The following is a 17,821-nucleotide window of genomic DNA, read 5'->3' on the forward strand; positions in this document are numbered from 1 at the left end:
ATTAGGCTACCTCACACCGATAAAATATGGTGTGGCGGCAGCCTAATCAAGGTGTTTTTATTAGTGTCTCATATAGCTAGGTCAGTCTACTTGTGAGTTTTTTTATGCAACTGATATTATAAGTATTATATCGATTGTCGTGGATTTAGTGTTGAATGACGATGTTTCTCGTTGAACAATCACAACAATAAATGGAGGGAACACGATGACCATCATTAGTGAAAATGAAAACATGATCAGTGCTATGGAATCAATATTACAAATCATCAATTCTATAAATTCCCAAGAAAAGATTCAGGATAAACAAGTAAGTCGACTCTCAGAGTTTACAGCAATGTATAACACACTAAGAAGGTTATATAAAACAGACTACATCGTAGAAGCTAACAGAATGACCACGTCAAACAATTTTGAAATTCACCATAATGATGATGACAGTACATTTTATTTAGGAATTGATACCGGTTTAACTCTAAACGATTTGAATTTATTCACCGGGGACATTCTTAAAGCTTCTAACGGAGAGAACGGAATGATTGTCGCATTCGAATACTATATCGCATCCGAAACATATCACAAGGAACCTTCACTAGGATTGAAACTTATTATGAAGGATAAAAATATTATTATAAATCCAAACCAAGTAAAAGAATTATCAGCTTTCGGTGGACTTGCAAAATTTAAATTAGAAAAACCTTACTATTTGCTTAAAGATCTTGAAGACGTCATTTTTGATGAGAACGATACAAAGAATAGTTTGTACATCACTATAAACGAGCGAAATCATGATGAGGCTCTTGAATGGGAACGACGTAGTGATGAAGAAACCACCAATGAAATGATTCGGCAATTGTTCCCAGAGTATTTCGATTAATAAAGTGATGTTCTTCTCATGCGCAAGGTTAAGTCAGGTGACGCTTCCTCAGCTGCCCATTGCACCTTATCATTGACCTTGCACTTGTATCATTGGACCATAAATACTTGCTTCGTAACCCTCATTCATCTAAAGTGAAATTATCTTATCCTTTAGCAAGCACCCTTAGCTGAGCAAGAGACCCGTCAACAATGTCTCAAACAGCATCTATCAATAAACACGCATAAAGGGGTGATTGTCATGAAAAAATTGTTTACAAGTGCAAAAGGAATGTTAATCGTGTTACAAACCATCACTCTATTAGTAGCATTTCAAGTTTTTTCAAACGAGACTGTTGAGGGAATTGCTAAAGCATAAGAATCAGAATTCAGCTATCGTTTTAAAATGAAAAGAGTCGCGAAACCTTTTATAGGTTCCGCGACTTTTTGGCTTTTATCGCAGTTCTTGACTGAGCGGGATAACTGTTTCATCTAACGTGGTTCGCCACTCCCGCTTCATCGCCGGACCATACTTCAAGGGCATAGCCTCGGGATTGGCTTCCTTGTAACTTGCGAAATCTTTACTGTTGATAATACCGCCGATGTTTGGAATCGGGTCAGCACCGATATTGTATTGAACGGCAGAGGCGTATAGTTCCCTCTCCTCGACAAACCAGAGCTCAGCAAAATCACGGACGGCTTGTTCGTATGCGCCTGTGAAATAGCTTCGTTTCAGTGTGAAGATGTCATCTTCCTCGATTTCGCCACCATCAATCGCATTCAAGATGGAGCGGTATACTTCTTTGACGACCTCAGACTTGTTCAACTTCTGGAGCGCTTTCTCGATCTCAGAACGGACGTCGGCATTATTGGCCGAATAGGTGCCGAGTAACTTGTCGATATAGCTCGAGTCGACATCATAGAGCCTCGCGGTATTGTCCCCAAAGAACTCGATATCCGAGAAATCAGGCGTGTTGTCCGGGTCTCTACCGTCAGGGTCAGGCTCTTCCAGTAGTGATCCTTTGACCGTATTGTAACTGCCGACGAAATCCTCGACCGTCTTCACTTGGTCTTGGAGGGTCTTCGATTTCTCCATATCATCGTTATACTCGTCGTAGGTAACGAGTGCCTCGAAAGCATTGCTCAGCTCCTGGAATGCCTTGACGTACTCGACTCGCTCCTCCAAAGTCGAGTGTTCATCAATCTCGCCAGGGTCTGCCGCCAATTCAAGCAGCGCCTTATGCGCTTTCTTGAATCGCTTCTTCGACTCCTCGTACGTCGGATAGACAAGGCTCGAATCGTCGTTCTCGTTCGAATAGAGGCGGGTCGCATCCTGGACGTTCTTCTCCATGAGGGCCGGCTTCCGGAACGTCACGATCAACCCTTTCGTCTTATCCGGATACGTCCGGTTCGTTCGGGAGAACGCCTGGATCAGGTTCGCATAGCTCAGGTTCCGGTCGACGAAGAGCGTCTGGATGGTCGGCGCATCGAAGCCGGTGAGCAGTCGGTCGACGACGATGACGAGGTCGATCTGGTTCCCGAACTCCTTGAACTCCGCCTTCTTGCGCGCGAGACGGTTGTTGATGTCCCCGTTGTAGCGCTCGATGTCCTCAATCGACCACGCCGTCCCGTAATACGCGTTATAGTCACGGATGACCTGTCGCATCTCGTCCTCGACCTGCTTCGAGTTGTCCTCGTTCTCCTGCATCGAGTACGTGATGGCGATGCGTGGGAAGTCCGGGTCCTCGATGGTGCGTCCCTTCCGGATCGTGTGTCCCACGAACTCGTTCGTCATCCAGTCCGGGTCCTGCTTCATCGCCTGGATGGCCTGATAATACCGTTTCGCCATCGCGATCGAGCTCGTGGTCAGGATGGCCGACTTCTGCGGGCGCCCGTTCTTGAAGTCGAACTTCGTATAGGCATTGTCCGGGCGGAACATCTTACGGATGACCTTCTGGATATGCTCGTCCCGCTCGTACAGGTCGTTCGGGATATGCTTCTCCTTCTCCATCGCGTCCATCTGGTCTATGAGCTCGTTCAACTCGTTGTCGGAAAGGTTGGCATGCCTCTCGTCCTGACGGAGGATGCTGAAGATGCGGTTGTTCAGCGAGGTCGGTTTGATCGTGTCCTCATGTTCGACCTGGAAGCCGAGCACGGCCCCGTCCTCGAGCGCGTTCTTGATTGTGTACGAATGGAGCAGCTCCCCATACTGGTCACGGGTCGTGCGGGCGAGCTGGCCTTGCGCCTGCTTCTTGTTCTCGTTGAAGATTGGCGTGCCGGTGAACCCGAACCAGGTCGAGTTCGGGAAGAATCCTTTGATGGCCTCCATCCCTTCCGCACTAAGCGCACGGTGACATTCGTCGACGACAAAGACGATATGTTGCCCGATGAGTTTTTGGAAGCGATGTGTTCCCTTCTCCTCTTCCTGCTTCTGTGCGATTCGGAGCGCCGCTTCGAGCTTCTGACGCGTCGTGATGATGACCGTGTTCGAGTTCGTGTCGGACAGGAGCGTCTCGCTCAACTTCTTCGAGCTCGACGTCCCGACGATCAGACTGTTGGCCGCGGCGTTTCCCGATGAGATGCCGGTGTTGAACTCCGAGGCGAACTTCGTGAACTCGCTCGTCGTTTGGCTGTCGAGGTCCTTCCGGTCGATCAACATGATAGTCCGGTCGACCCCGGGCTTCCGGGCAAGAAGTTTCGTCGACACGAAACTCGTCAAGGTCTTCCCGGACCCGGTCGCGTGCCAGACGAATCCCGACTCATGTCGCGCCGCCGATGCAAAAAGTGCCTCGATGGCATGGATCTGATACGGATGCAGGACCATGAGTGCCTTGTTGTCCTGGTCCTCACTGACAATCGTGTAGTTAGCGATCAAGCGGTGTGCGTCCGGAATGTTCAACATCTGTTTCACGAACTCGTACAGGTTGTCGACTTTCCGGTTCTCGGTTGTGCGCCAGCTGAAGACGAACTTCCGATGCATGTCCTTCGGGAGCGCGTTCGCGAAATAGCGCGTCGTCTGTTCGTTCGAGATGACGAAGAGTTGGAGCGTCGAGAAGATGTTGTTGCGGAACAGTCCCTCTTCCGCATACTTCTTGATCTGGTTGTGCGCCTGGTATACCCCGTCCTTCGCCGTCACCTTCTTCAACTCAATCTGGACGATCGGGAGGCCATTGATGAGGAGGGTCACATCGAAACGACGGTCACGTCCGTCCTCGTCTACCTTTTGTTTCGCAATTTGGTGGACGACCTCATACGTCGAGATGCCGCCCCCGATGTCACGGTTCGAGTAGAGGATGAGCGACATCGAACCGAGCGAAGAATCTTCCCGCTCGATAGTAATTCCGGCGATGCCGTTCTCGCCTTTCAGCCAACGTGCCGCGTCGAACGGTGTCTGCGTCTTCGAGAGGAGCTCCGTCTTGATAGTGTCGAACTCCTTGTCCGTGAGCGGATGTTCACCGATCTCTGATAGGTTGTTGCGCGTGATCTTATGACGGAGGTTGTCCCAGAGATCCGCCTCCGATTTCAAATCCGGTCGATAGTTCCATTGGTTGTGCCCTTCCCCGAGCACCTCGATCAGTCGATGTTCGACCGCGAGCTCATCACTATGTGTCGTCTTCACCACGATTCCCCTTTTCGTTTTATCAGATTATACGAACATTTTCTGAAGGAAGCCTTTCTTCGTTTCCTTCAAGGCCTCAAGTTCTTTCTCTTTCAACTCGATGACCTCATCCAGTTGCCTGAAGAACTCACCGATTTTGATTTGTTCTTCAATTTCTGGAAAAAGAAGCTGTACTTTTTTAATCTCAGAATTCTGTAAGTGAACTACCGATTTTCCTTGAGCAAATTTACTTAACTCCCGCTGTACTTTCCCGTTAGATAAAGCTAATGCTAAAAATATCGGTTCGACTTTATTTGTCGGGCGGATAATATTTAAATCTCCACCAATGATAATACCAGGCACAGTAATAGCAGAAGCTCGAGCAATATCCTCCGAAGATTCACCAGAAGCAGGAACCACCACCTCATTCCCAGCGCTAATAACTGATTTTTCTTTTTCACTTACATAACTAGATACACTTGAAATAATAGATTTATAATTCGTATATAACTGACCGTAGAGCAAAATAGGAGTACCTTCAGTAATTAAATCTCCTTTTGAATACCCACTACCCTTCGAGAAATCGGCCAAGTTTGCTAGCTTTTCTTCATTCCATTTCTCAGTGAACCCATTAAAACGAAACTGAGGCACAGATTCCCCGTTTTGTGGAAACATCTTTTGCAAGAAACCTTGTTTGGTTTGTTTGAGGGCTTCAAGTTCTTGCTGATGAAGAGAAATCGTATCGTCTAAATCTCTAAAAAATTTGCCGATTTTCATTTGCTCTTCTTTATTTTCGGGAAAATTGAAAAACATTTCTTTTATAGCAGTTCCTGATGTCAAAGCTCTAGTTGTCATAGAACTTTTTGTCTTCATTTCTTCCCTAAAGGAAGCAGTAAAAAAGACGTAACTTTTAAAATCTAAAGTAAGAGGATCTTCCTCTATTGCCCGTCCTCTCAATACAAAACCACTAAACACCGTGTCAATTGCATCATTAATCATTACGGAGGGAAGTCCTATTTCATTAATTGTCTCAGATGTTCTTGTGAAAAAAATATCGCCCTGCTTCACATTGTAATTTTGAATTTCTTTTGTTGATAATTGAACTTTACCTTTTAATTGTTCAAAGAAGATTCTTCTGTTATGAAATACATCGGTAAAGTTTACAATTGGTGTACCGGATCCGAAAAATTCTTTTTCTTTGTTTAATCCGTTTTTAAATGTATAAAAATCTCCGATTTTCTTCTGTTCCCACCTCTCTGAAAACGATGGGAATCTAATTTCAGGTTGTATATTATTTTTCACGTTTAAACACCTCTAACGCCCCTTGAATCCATTCGTCTTCTTTTTGGTCATATTGAAGAGATGAAATCATTTCAAAAAGACTCGCTTCCAGCTCTGCTTTCTTTTCACGAACTGCTTTTAACTCACTCCCGATTATTGCCAAATCGATTTGTTCTTCCTCTTCAAACGTATCGACATATCTCGGGATATTGAGGTTAAAGTCATTTGCTTTGATTTCATCAAAACTTGCGACATAAGCATATTTTTCTACAGCCTCACGCTTTTTATACGTTTCAACGATTCGGTTGATGTGCTCAGCCGAGAGTTTGTTCTGATTTTTCTCTTTGGTAAAGTCTTTACTCGCATCGATGAAGAGGACATCACGCGTCTCACGATTCTTCTTCAAGATGACGACCGTCGTCGGAATCGATGTTCCGAAGAACATGTTTCCTGGTAAACCGATGACCGCATCGATACTTCCATCCTCCAACAACTTCCTCCGGATGACGCCCTCGGCTGCCCCTCGAAAAAGAATCCCGTGAGGTAAGACGATTGCCATCGTCCCGGAATCTTTCAAATGGTAAAAACCATGAAGGAGAAATGCAAAGTCTGCTTTTGTCTTCGGCGCCAGCTTGCCGTAGCGGTTAAAACGTGAATCATCAAGGAACGTTGTATCCGCTGACCAATCAGCAGAATATGGAGGATTCATGAGAACCGAATCGAACGTGTACGGTTCATCCGTCGGCCAGTCCTTGTTCAAGGTGTCCCCGTTCCGTAGGCGCATGTCTTCACTGTCCACACCATGGAGAATCAGGTTCATCTTCGCCAAGTTGAATGTCGTCGTGTTCAACTCTTGGCCGTGATACTTCACGCTGTCCGGATAGTTGAGATAGTTCCGGACGTTCAACATGAGTGACCCTGATCCCATTGTTGGGTCGAAGACGCTGAAGAGTTTCTTGTCTTCTTGGCCGATAGTGACGATGCGTGCCATCATATCCGATACCTGATGAGGTGTATAGAATTCGCCCGCTTTCTTCCCTGCCTCTGAGGCGAATTGGCTGATTAAGAACTCGTACGCGTCACCGATGACATCGCCACCGTAGCCTACTAAATCGACGTACGCCAACTTCTTCAACACTTCAGTGATGGTGATATTCCGTTGCTGATCATCTGATCCAAGTTTCTTCGACTTCAAATCGACGTCATCGAACAGGCCATTGAACTGCACATATTTTGATGCCAAATCGACGAACGCCTTGTTGAGATCGTTCAATTGGAAGATGTTTTGTTGTGCATGGTCGGCCAAGACATTGAAGAGATACTCTGGCGCAATGTCGTAACCGAGCGTGTCGACCAATGTCTCGATCAAGTCATCCTTGATTTCATCATCCGACATCAGCTCTATGTAAAGTTCCGTCTGTTTCTTCTGTGTGTCATATTCCTCTAGCGAGGCGTCCGCGCTCACGACCACCTTCTCCAAGAGCTTGTCTGAGAGATACTTATAGAAGATGAGGCCTAGCAGGTAGTTCTTATATTCTGAGGCGTCCATTTTGCTGCGAAGGTTGTCCGCTGCGCTGAACAGTTTTTGGTTCAATGCTGACATGTCTTTTTTTCCCCTATCTGATATTCGAAGTTTAATGATAAAAAATTATTCCACACTAAGCATTATAGCGGTTTTGATAGATATTCGAAAGTGACACCCATCCCATTTTTTTACACGCCGTGTCTCGTATTTATCTATATAATAGACATCATCCTTCAAAAGATTTACGAGAAGAAGGCTTTAGAGGAAAACGAAGTGTATTCAAGAAATAAGTGGACTGACATGACTATTTCTCAACTACGACTTATTCGACGTCGAAATGTATACAATGATAAATTTCAACCCATCTCTAAGTCTGTTCTTATAAAAAAATGATTGAATTTGATAAACATCAAAGATTTTTCAATTGGAAAATATTATAATTGACCTGATTAACTACATATACCGGGGAGCGATAAAAAATGTCAAACAATGAATCGAAAGAGGCCATCTTGGTCGATAGTTTTAACATTTTGAAGGATGATATCGAGAGACATGATAGCAAGCTCGCAACGATTGTCGAGAAGATGATCACAATCAATGCAGGGCTGGCACTTGAGATGTGGAAATTCCTTCTCGAGAACGGCCAACAGGCACTCAAAGAGAGTGGTTATACGCTGACTGGCGGCATCATCTACGACTTTAAAAATCGAATCGGGGCCGAAGGGGTCATCCAAGTCTTTAAAGACCACGATGACCTCGTCGAAGCATGCTTCGGTATCTCGAACGATGTCTATACATATTCAATAAGCGAAGCTATCCAATACGGGGAAATCAGTCTGGCCGACCGGATGCTCTCACTCGCACAGACCAACCCTTATAAGGACAATAGTTTTGCTGAAATCCTAGAGGAGGTCTGTGACACGTTCGCAAGTGACTTCGAGGACATCCAGACCTTTGATGAGGATTGGGATGACCAGGACGAGCACGATCGCAAGGTCATTGTAGCAAGCTTCGGAAGCAACCTTCTTCTGCGCTGGGTACAGACGGTGACGGACAGTGAGCAACGGGCACGCTTGAATGTCACATTGATTGATTATGTATAATCCTCTCCACTCGACGATTGAGGAATTGAGCTCTGTCTTTTTGAACGAGGCGCTGAACTCGCCTCGATTGTTCTCTGATATGGCGGCCATGGAAAGCTACATGGCCGAAAGTTACGGGGAGCGTGTCTTTGTCGAGATGCTTCAAAATGCCGACGACGCTGAATCAATGAGATTTCACGTGGTCGAACGCGATGGCCACGTGTTCATCGCCAATGACGGGAAGCCCTTCGACGAGACAGATGTGAAGAGCATTTGTCGGTCGGGGGCAAGTGAAAAACAAAGAGGAAAATCCATCGGTTATCGAGGTGTGGGCTTCAAGAGTACGACCCATCTTTCAGATACGATTTACATCCACTCGAACGACTGCACGTTCTCTTTTTCAAGGTCTCTTGCTGCCAGACGCTTGAACATAGAAGATTTGAACGCCGTTCCCACCATCCGAATTCCTTTCTTGGCCGGCGAAATAGAATCGAATGTCTTGGACATGATGAATGAGTTGAAGCGCATGGGTTTTACGACAATCTTCATCTTTCAACATGCGAATTATCAGACCCTGATTCAGGAGGTCGAGTCTCTCACTGAGGACTATCTGTTGTTCTTGAGGCATATCAGGCAGGTCACCATCGATGTTCACGGGATAGCGTTACATGGCTCCATCCAGAAGCGTGGCGACATCATCTCGATACAGTTCAACAACCGTTCATCCTCTTGGAAGCAGCTCGGTCGTGATGGCGCACAACTGGCCTTTTTGTTAAATGACAATCAAGAGATTGTGCCATGTTCGAGGAAACAGGCGGTGTTCCATTGCTATCTCCCGACATATGAAGAGAGCCCGTTCGCACTCAAAATCAACAGTGACTTCTCCACAGACCCGAGTAGGAAGCATATCAGTCTGGATGAGCGGACAGATGAGGCCTTGAATCAAAGTGCCTCCTTGCTTTTTTCCGAACTTCAATCTCAGGTGAACTCTGACTGCTCTCAATTGACTGGACTTGTCGAGGTGATTGGAAAGCGAAACACGTTCAACAAGATCCCTCGTCGTTTCATCGAGGAGTTTTATTCGATGCTTCGCAAAGACTGGATTCTGGCGCGAGATGGAAGAATCGTCTCACCCGAACATTTCAAGAAAAGACCGACTTTCTTAGATGAATCCGAATGGAACTTGATCCGTAGACATACCCCTTTACTTGGGACGCTACCAGTCACAAACGGTGAGGCTTTGCAGGCATTGGACGGCTTTTTGCATGACTTTGCAAAAGAATCCTATACCTTGGCAGAGTGGATTCTCATGATGTCCTCCGAGGACTTTATGAAAAGCTTGCCCCAACCGCTTTATATCAAGTTGTACGCAAATATCTTCAGGATGGCTCGAAACCAAGACCTCTTCTCCCAAACGACACAAGATTTGCATGGTTGTTTGATTGCGAGTGGGGACACCTACGTCCTCATCAAACAGGCCAAAGAGGATGATTTATACACCTTCTTCAATGAGCTTCGTAAACACATCAGCACCAGTGAGTTACGGTGGATTCAAGAGAAATTTGAAATCAATCTAGATTTCACTTCTAGTACCGAGACATCGACCATACAGAAACAGACGTCCCTCTCGACAAATGTGCCTCGGCAGGAACAGTCAACCAGAAAAGTGATATCAAGGTGGCGGGCGGCGGAACAACAGTGTATGGAATTCGAAGTGATACAAGGCAACACACCCCGTGACGTGAGCAAGCAGAATCTTGGCTATGATATCGTCAGCAGGACCCCTTCTGGTGAGGAAAGATACATCGAGGTCAAGTCCGTGAAGAACAGAGGTACTAAAATCTCGTTCACCAATAACGAGTACACTGCGGCCCACATCCACGGAGACCATTATTATATCTGTGTGGTCTATGATGATGCCGAAGACCTTGTCTTCGAGTATATCCGAAACCCCTTGGAAAAACTGGTCCTCGAGAAAGTGGTCAGGCAATGGGAATGGGTCTGCGAAGAATACGACGGTGAGATTTTCAAAGTTCAAGGTCAATAAAAGGAATATGTCCGGCAACTTATAAGTTCCTTTTTTAACATTTGAAAATAGCCTCAACATCGTTTTCTTCCCAATCAGTGTTTTTCGCGATAAAAATCCATGGCATTTCACCCGTTTTTCTATATCTTCTGCCCTCTCATTCATTATGGATTGGATGTAAAGGACGTCTTCTATCAAGGAGACGTCCTTTACGTATGGACAAAGAGGATGAGGAAACAACCACTCTATTCAAAAATCTTTTTCTAATCGTCATTCAAATATCAGATACCATAAGCTGTATGCGGCACGATGAAAGGTCATTTCTTCGTACAACATTCGAAAAGGCAATCTCACTTCCCACTCATTTTCTTATCTATTATTTATAAATAAGACCTTACTCTGATGACAGAATCAGGTGTCGAGTATTGGTACAGAAGGGACTGAGTCGATATCTAGAGTACAAAATCAAGTCGTGGCAAGAAAGAGGGTGACCAAACATCTATCGGCCAATACGAAGGTGATGCCAGCAGAGTGATAGTAGTCCCGACCATTGCATGAGTAGAGGTGAACGGCGACGGTAAGTTCCGAGGAAACGAAATCACGGATGAAGTCTTCATTATCTTCATTCGTGATTCGTTCTTTGAATCGTGTGATGGCATGTCGTGTGAGTGTGAGTTTCATGGTTATGACCTCCAGATCAATGAATAGGTATGAAGCGTTCTCCGACGATCGTATAAACGTCGAGACGATGGATGGAACAGTACCGCAATAAACTGCGGATGAATGAGATGGCGTTGGCATTGGAAGTGCTGTTTTCTAGGAGCAGATAATAGTCGGGGATGACTAGGCAATCATAAAGGTCGACAAATGGAAAACGAGAATGTGTGTCGCTAAGGAAGTGTTCGGCTGAAATGAATGCATCCTCGTAGTCGATGCCATTCTTTAGATTCGTATAGTCGGTGGTGACCTGTTGAAAGGTGTCTATAGGAAGACGGTCTAGAATCCCCAAATCTCCGTTTAAGGAATCTCGGAACATATGGTAAAACGAGGTATCAGAAATCGACAGTTCTTGTGGTTTCAACCCCTTGATGATGTCAGGCATCATGTCACTACACTCTGAATAGCGTCTGCGAAGGCTGCGCCAGTTTCTATCGATGAACGTGTGATAGGTCTGATGATGAAAAGAGATCTCGGGAGAGAATGAGTAACGGCGTCGAGTGATGAACAGACATGATGGATTCGATTTTTTGAACAGGTTGATTTGGTTAGATAAGCGTTCTTGATCAAGTTGATTCATCAGAACTCCTCCTATGATTTTTTCAGGATAACAAAAACTTTTGGGGCGAAGCCCCGGGCATCCGACGACTCAAAAGGAGAAGGCTGTAAGCCCCCGCCCTCCGAGGTTTGGCGGGGACCGCCCACCTTCGACCATCAAGTGCACCGGCGAGGCGGAGCCCTCGCCCGACCTGCGGGCACACCGAAGACGCTCGGGGCAGAGTACCGGGCCCCGACGACTCAAAAGGAGAAGGCTGTAAGCCCCCGCCCTCCGAGGTTTGGCGGGGACCGCCCACCCCCGACCATCAAGTGCACCGGCGAGGCGGAGCCCTCGCCCTCTCTAGACATGACTCAAAAACTTCGGGGCCGAAGCCCCGGGTTATTGGTTTTATTCATTTAAATCGCCAGATACAAGAAAAGACCTCGAGCGCGGGGCACTCAAGGTCTTTTCTTCACTTGATACGTTATGAATAACTCTGATACATCTTCACGGAATCATTCCATAGAACGAAATTAGTGGAGAGGGTCCCACCGCAGACCTTACATTCAGAAGCGTGGTCCTCTGGTTCCTGTTCGATGGAATCTGGATGGTCTTGTTTGACCCTATGTAGAGACTTCTTCAACATCCCACCGAATGCGATGGAACGACGCCTGAACATGGCACTTTCGAATGAATCAAAGTGCTCGTGAGCAATCACGGACTCGATGGACTCAAATTTCATCGGATACTTCGTGACCTCCAGGACCGCCCCCAGTATGTCTTTTTCATCTCCGCTCCGTGACTTCACCCTTCGAATGTCTACAATCGGCGTATAGTCGACCTGTAGACTCTCTTTCCAGAGTGCCGCCCAGGTGTCTTGCTTCAAATAATACTTCCCGGTGAAATATGAGTGTCTGACATAAATGAGAACATGGAAATGTGGATGAAAGGTATGGTCTCGTTCATTAAAGGTCACTTCCATCCCCCTGAACCATCCTTGGAGTACCGAACGTACCTGTTTTCTTTGCGATAGCCTCTGCCAACTCTTCATCATGTGTCCGACTGCATCGCCCAACTCCTCCGGGTAGACGTTTTTGATTGTCAGCGTGAGGAATAACCAATGGCCCTTGCTGATTTGCGCGACTTCATCCACTACCGTCTTCAATTGTGCCCCCAACATATAGGAACGATGTACCGTACAAATCGGGCAGAATCGATTCTTGCAATATTGAATTTGAATCGATTGATGCTCTAGATGATTCTGACATTGCTTCGATAAGATCACATTGCTACATTGTTTGATGCTCAAAGCTGCGTTCCCTTTGCCTATCTTCTCATAGGCCGCTACCAGAGAAGGGATATCACCACTGTTCGTCTTCACTTGCCGGATACTCTCTAGCATCTTCATTTTCTTACCTTCAATCCTTATAGATTCAAACTGCTGTTACTCTCACGTCATCAAAGAATGAACGACCATCCATCAAAAAAGCCAATATTTTCTTTATATTCAATTTTAATCTCTTTATTTTACACTTTATTGTAATCATTAACATGTGTTATCTTGAAGTGAAATCTGAAAGGTCAATCTTGTACCTCCAACTTGAAAGGAGATACCCCGATGAGAATGTTCCTGTCGATTCTGATGTTATACATCCCACTCGTCATCTATTTGAAAATCCTAGTCGAGTGGCCATGGCTCATCCTTTTAATCGGTTCGTGTGTACTGCTTTTCATATCGTATAAAAAACGTAAGAACAAGGCCACGAACTAAAAAGTATCCTGATTCTCTCCTGTCATGAAAAGCGTCATCAACGTCTTTATCATTGAATATAAAACAACGTCTCGTTGTCACTTGGGACGCCGCCAGCATTCGATCACTTCATTCCATCTGTACAATAAAAGGGGGTGGGTAGATATCCTTAAATCGGAATCTCTCCTCCCCCATCCATTGATTGTCACACTGACTCCGAAGACCCAACACGTTCAATAGAGATAATGACTTCTCTGTGAACGCATTTCACGAAACGACGTCTGATTAGGTACCTTTTGTCACAGCTCATAAAACGAACTTAAGAACGTTGTGAATGTCTCGCTTACCTTCTCCGACTTTTGTAGTTCCTCATCCCAAAAGACGACTGTAGGCTCATCTTTCAACGGGTCGTAGTAAAAACATACGTAGTTCCCGAACTGGTCGATCATGAAGGGGAACGTGTCAGGCGGTAGACGACCGCTCATCGTATCATACGTGCCCCAGATGCTCTCCTTAGCCTCAGGGTCGAATGAGAGGAGCGATTTTGCGACCCTTTCCTTTGAATCCTTTGTATCGAAGACGTTCGGTCTTGGACGACCATTATTATGTTCCGTGACGATTTCTTTATATGACTTCGGGAACTGGATGTCATTCTTCTCTTCGAAATCTTGAATCAACTTCTCATTCTTCAACGGTTTGACCAATACCCATTCCATTTTGACACCTCGCTTTATCGATTTATAGACCCGCCGCCCCAGATGGAGCGGCCACCGGTATGGGCGGTCTGTTCATGTATTGCCTTGTCCACCAGTTGCAGCGAGCCAGGTTCCTCTCCATGGTGCCACACATATCCGTCAGGCGTGTCCCCATACTCGATTTCCTCGAGCTGTTCTTCCGTGAACAAGTCACGAAGGTCAGGGTTCTCTTCGACCGCCTCTTTCAGCTGTTCGTTCGCTTCTCTGAATTGACGGGCGTCACGTGCATCATAGAGTGCTTCGTCAAGGGTGGCCTCGAAGGGATATTCGAAGGTCGGGAATACACCCTCGATGGTTGTGCCGTTCGGTAACTCGACGACTTTCTGTTCGAACGGGACGCCGCTCACCTCATGGGTCTGTCCTGCCAATCCCTCATTCCGGCATTTTAGATACGGCGAATCCGTGACACGTACTTCCACCTCTAGGACCGGGGTACGGGGCAGGTCCTTCGTCTTCTCTATGGAGGACATGCCTCCCATATTTTCTAAGCTCTTTTTAGCTATCTCGGTCGCTGCTGTCACCAATACCTCCATCATGATGATTCCCCCTCGCTTTTATAGGTGTACCAGTCTTTATAAAACGAATGGAATGAGGGGACACGGCTGCAATGATAGAGCATCATATACTCCTGAATCTTCGAGGCTCGTGAATCTTCTTCGACGAAGACGGACAGCGCCTTCTTGAAGCGTCTGTCGAATTGTTCGAAGGTATCGGTCGCGGTCGCATACGAAATGATTTCGTCGATGGGGAGGTAGCTCCCAATCAGTTCCCCGATCAAGACCTCGTTGCCGGGTTCGAGCAGGGTCAATGCTTTGTCCTTCGAGAGTTCCTCGACCAGCTGCTCGCGCAATCCAGAACGGACCTCACCGTTCATGCGTATCTGTTCTCGCAACTCGTCACGATTCAACGGTGATGAGAAAAGGTTACCTACGAGTCTGGTCAATGCGTCACGTCGAGATCTGAGCTCTGCCTTCAAGTCATACGTGTACTCATATCGTCCCCCTTGAAGGGATACGCTCACTTTACACAATACGGGCTCCAACCAATTGTTCTGGTAGACGGCTGCCACACCTGTCTCCAATCTTGCCAACTCGTTCAGTTGCTGGTCATTCAGACCTGCGGACGTACCGACGAGTTGACGGTCAGCGAGGTCTGGCAGACGCATGATGATTTTCGTGTTCGTGTTACGGATTGCGGACGGGTCCAGCAGGTTCGGTGACTGGTCCACCAGGATGAAGCCCTCCCCGAACGTCCTCATCTCCGCGATGCCATTGGTGATCATCTCAATCGATTTGCCTTGGAGGTTGCTGCCCTCCGTGGATTGGTCGGTCGTCGTCTTTTTAAGCAGATGGTGTGCCTCCTCCAGGACGGTCACGTGTTTCAATGGACTGTTCATAGTGGTCGCGGTATGGGTCCTGTGCTCCTGCAGTCGCATGAAGAGGATTCCCATCATCAATGATTTCGTCTCGGTGGAGCCTACGAGACTGAGGTCGACGATACAGTTCTCATCGAAGAGAGTCTCTGAATCGATTTCGTCTGCCACCAAGACTTTGCTGAGGAGACCTGTCGTCAACGACCTGACCCGGGTCACGAGCGCCCCGACATAGTTGCTCTTCACCTCTTCAGAGTATCCCGAGCGTTCAATCACCTCAGGTAGGACCCGGACGAGGTCTGTCATAGAGGGATATACGACATATCGCTGGAAGCTGATTGAGTGCTCCAGGTTCCATCCGCTCTTCCGATAAATCTCCTCGACCGCCTCCCTCAAGATGGCCGGCATCGCTGCATACATCGGCCAACACGCATTGAAAATCTCAATCAATCGTTCGATATGCTCAAGGACATGGACCGAATCGGGGAAGCGGAATGGATTGATGCGTAACAACGGGCTGTGCTTCTGATTCGTCCCGAACACGCGGACACTAGGGTCATCACTGAAGACATGCTTGTACTCACCTTTTGCGGGCTCGATGACGAGGAATTTGATTCCCTCTTTGACGAGTTGGCCCAACACTCGGTAAACGGTGTTCGATTTACCAGATCCGGTGGAGCCGGTGATGAAGGTGTGCATGGCAAGGCTGTCCGTATGCAGGTGCAACGGGGTCTTGAACGATTCACCCATATGATACACCTTGCCGATTTCAATCCCTTTTCTCGGAGGCGGTGCCGACAGGTAGGCGACACTTCTTCCGAAGTCTGCCATCTCGACGACTGGCAGACCAGCTGTCGATTTTCTAGGTAATGTGAGCGCGATTGAGAGCTCTCTAGTGTTCACAAGGGAGCCGCTCGTCAGCGGCCAACCTGGTAGCTCAGGACTCATGAACAGTGGATGCTCGAGGCGTCTCAACGCCTGATTGATTTTAGGTAGCTCTGCATGTCCCCTGCCCCAGACAGAGATGGCCGACCCCTCGATGGAGGAATCCTTCCCTCGGATAAGGGACTGGTAATTGGCCGCGGCCACTCGGGCCGTCTGCTCGTCGTCGGCGATGAAGTAGGCGCTGTAATTCCAGAGACCAAAATCGGTCGCCTCGTTCAACCGCTCGAGGTGGACATCGATTTTTTTGAGAATTTCTTGTACCTGCTTGTTCTCCACCTCGAGCTGCAACGTCTTGGAACTCCCCTCCGTATGGGTCTCGTTCGTCGAGATATTCTTGGTCGTCGTCGTCGTTGTCCCGTTTGTCCGCGTCTCCCCATCTGAGGAGGACTCGGTCTCGGATGTGTTCCGACCGCGCGTATAGCTGTAAATTATGACGCTGCCTGTGTGGGAAGAGTTGCTGCCCTCGGTCTGGCTCGTGGTATGGGTCTGTGTCTTGCCGATGCTCTCGTTCAACGAGTCAGATATCCCTTCACTGATTCCTTCGACCAACGAGTAACTATCATTTTTTCCCTCTGAATAGGTCGCTTTCTGATATCTGGATAACGAGGTATACATTTCCTCATACCCCTGTCTCATCGTCACCACTTGCTGTGGGGTGACACACTCTGCAAGAAAGACAGCAGAGAATGGTTCACCGTGCATCGCATTGATCAATCGTTCAAGTCCTTGGACATCGAAAGGTTGGTCGGGGTCTTTCAAAGATGGGATCCCTGTCACGCTGGAAATCATACGGGGCGATTCGACGGACGGCAACACCTCATCAAGGAGTGCTGAGAATGCTGAATTGCGTGTTTTAGTGAACTTTGTTCCCGGTAAGTTCCCACGTAGACTCTTCACCAGACTCTCTTGTGCCGATGCCGCCTCGTCGGATCGAATTCCCACGAACAGACGTACACTCTCTCCGTCACTGTTGATGATCAAGGCTAAGTGATCACGCAAAATCCCGATCGTATTGTAGATGTTCGTCAACTTTTCAAGAATCGGTTCATCTTTTTCATAAACGATTTTTTCAATTTCGACGAACCGGACCTGTTCAATGACGTCATTAGAGGCCTCAACATCGACTGCGCAAACCTCGAACCGATCTAACTGTTGTAAGAAATGCTTCTCTATCATCGTCCGGGCCTGTATGACGATATCTTGTGCCTCTTTTACCTCTAATGTTAAATCGTTCATACCTCTCCTCCTTCACGTCTTTTCATCTCACGCTTTTCTATTCGAGAGCCTTTCTTTCCGCTCATCATATGCGCTCTCTATCAGTTGTCTTTGTGATATCGTTCGGTCCTGCGGGGGTTGGAGAATCCGCTCTTCTTTTAGACT

12 protein-coding genes are annotated in these 17,821 nt (G+C 47.1%); 3 read left to right on the plus strand and 9 right to left on the minus strand.

All coding sequences use genetic code 11. From position 1 onward, the window contains the following. Positions 1-205: 205 nt before the first annotated feature. On the plus strand, positions 206-874 hold the full coding sequence (locus KNP82_RS13265) for a hypothetical protein (RefSeq protein WP_214828322.1): 669 nt from the start codon (positions 206-208) through the stop codon (positions 872-874). A 432-nt stretch (positions 875-1,306) separates the two neighbouring features. Here the strand turns inward: KNP82_RS13265 and KNP82_RS13270 are convergent, their stop codons facing one another. From KNP82_RS13270 to KNP82_RS13285, 3 genes are read right to left on the minus strand one after another with little or no spacing between them, the layout of a single operon-like run. Beyond that, on the minus strand, positions 1,307-4,474 hold the full coding sequence (locus tag KNP82_RS13270; protein WP_214828324.1) for a type I restriction endonuclease subunit R: 3,168 nt from the start codon (positions 4,472-4,474) through the stop codon (positions 1,307-1,309). Between the two features lie 24 nt (positions 4,475-4,498). Continuing rightward, complete coding sequence (locus tag KNP82_RS15700) at positions 4,499-5,752, minus strand: restriction endonuclease subunit S (protein ID WP_353049066.1); 1,254 nt, start codon at positions 5,750-5,752, stop codon at positions 4,499-4,501. Next, a complete protein-coding gene (locus KNP82_RS13285; protein WP_214828326.1) occupies positions 5,742-7,334 on the minus strand; it encodes a type I restriction-modification system subunit M in 1,593 nt (530 codons plus the stop codon). Before KNP82_RS13285 ends, KNP82_RS15700 begins: the two co-directional genes overlap by 11 nt. Positions 7,335-7,735: 401 nt before the next feature. On the opposite strand from KNP82_RS13285, the gene KNP82_RS13290 reads away from it, so the two are divergent. Continuing rightward, positions 7,736-8,359 (plus strand): hypothetical protein, encoded by a 624-nt coding sequence (locus KNP82_RS13290; protein ID WP_214828328.1) that lies wholly within the window; start codon positions 7,736-7,738, stop codon positions 8,357-8,359. Positions 8,360-8,399: 40 nt separating this feature from the next. Next, a complete protein-coding gene (locus KNP82_RS13295) occupies positions 8,400-10,385 on the plus strand; it encodes a protein NO VEIN domain-containing protein (protein ID WP_214828330.1) in 1,986 nt (661 codons plus the stop codon). Positions 10,386-10,829: 444 nt separating this feature from the next. Here KNP82_RS13295 and KNP82_RS13300 read toward each other — a convergent pair whose 3' ends face one another. The 6 genes from KNP82_RS13300 to KNP82_RS13325 all read right to left on the minus strand — a co-directional run bounded on the left by KNP82_RS13300 (position 10,830) and on the right by KNP82_RS13325 (position 17,677). Next, the gene (locus tag KNP82_RS13300) at positions 10,830-11,045 is read right to left on the minus strand and encodes a hypothetical protein (RefSeq protein ID WP_214828332.1); all 216 of its coding nucleotides are present in this window, start codon (positions 11,043-11,045) and stop codon (positions 10,830-10,832) included. A 16-nt stretch (positions 11,046-11,061) separates the two neighbouring features. Further along, positions 11,062-11,661 (minus strand): hypothetical protein, encoded by a 600-nt coding sequence (locus KNP82_RS13305; protein WP_214828334.1) that lies wholly within the window; start codon positions 11,659-11,661, stop codon positions 11,062-11,064. A 442-nt stretch (positions 11,662-12,103) separates the two neighbouring features. Beyond that, positions 12,104-13,027, minus strand: coding sequence for a protein rep (locus KNP82_RS13310; RefSeq protein ID WP_214828337.1), 924 nt, complete (start codon positions 13,025-13,027; stop codon positions 12,104-12,106). Between the two features lie 641 nt (positions 13,028-13,668). Then, on the minus strand, positions 13,669-14,085 hold the full coding sequence (locus KNP82_RS13315) for an SMI1/KNR4 family protein (protein ID WP_214828340.1): 417 nt from the start codon (positions 14,083-14,085) through the stop codon (positions 13,669-13,671). A 14-nt stretch (positions 14,086-14,099) separates the two neighbouring features. Then, positions 14,100-14,660: an HNH endonuclease gene (locus KNP82_RS13320; RefSeq protein ID WP_251128762.1), complete on the minus strand. Its 561-nt coding sequence runs from the start codon at positions 14,658-14,660 to the stop codon at positions 14,100-14,102. Beyond that, the gene (locus KNP82_RS13325; RefSeq protein WP_214828343.1) at positions 14,657-17,677 is read right to left on the minus strand and encodes an ATP-binding protein; all 3,021 of its coding nucleotides are present in this window, start codon (positions 17,675-17,677) and stop codon (positions 14,657-14,659) included. The genes KNP82_RS13320 and KNP82_RS13325 overlap by 4 nt, the downstream gene beginning before the upstream one ends. Positions 17,678-17,821: the final 144 nt, after the last annotated feature.

The sequence above is a fragment of the Exiguobacterium sp. s26 genome (assembly GCF_018618235.1).
Taxonomy (GTDB): Bacteria; Bacillota; Bacilli; order Exiguobacteriales; family Exiguobacteriaceae; genus Exiguobacterium; species Exiguobacterium chiriqhucha.

Bases quoted from the DNA above. Each gene is read 5' to 3' on its own strand.
- KNP82_RS13290 (WP_214828328.1), top strand. From the start codon at position 7,736: ATGTCAAACAATGAATCGAAAGAGGCCATCTTGGTCGATAGTTTTAAC.
- KNP82_RS13320 (WP_251128762.1), bottom strand. From the start codon at position 14,660: ATGATGGAGGTATTGGTGACAGCAGCGACCGAGATAGCTAAAAAGAGC.
- KNP82_RS13285 (WP_214828326.1), bottom strand. From the start codon at position 7,334: ATGTCAGCATTGAACCAAAAACTGTTCAGCGCAGCGGACAACCTTCGC.
- KNP82_RS13315 (WP_214828340.1), bottom strand. From the start codon at position 14,085: ATGGAATGGGTATTGGTCAAACCGTTGAAGAATGAGAAGTTGATTCAA.
- KNP82_RS13310 (WP_214828337.1), bottom strand. From the start codon at position 13,027: ATGAAGATGCTAGAGAGTATCCGGCAAGTGAAGACGAACAGTGGTGAT.
- KNP82_RS13300 (WP_214828332.1), bottom strand. From the start codon at position 11,045: ATGAAACTCACACTCACACGACATGCCATCACACGATTCAAAGAACGA.
- KNP82_RS13305 (WP_214828334.1), bottom strand. From the start codon at position 11,661: ATGAATCAACTTGATCAAGAACGCTTATCTAACCAAATCAACCTGTTC.
- KNP82_RS13265 (WP_214828322.1), top strand. From the start codon at position 206: ATGACCATCATTAGTGAAAATGAAAACATGATCAGTGCTATGGAATCA.
- KNP82_RS13325 (WP_214828343.1), bottom strand. From the start codon at position 17,677: ATGAACGATTTAACATTAGAGGTAAAAGAGGCACAAGATATCGTCATA.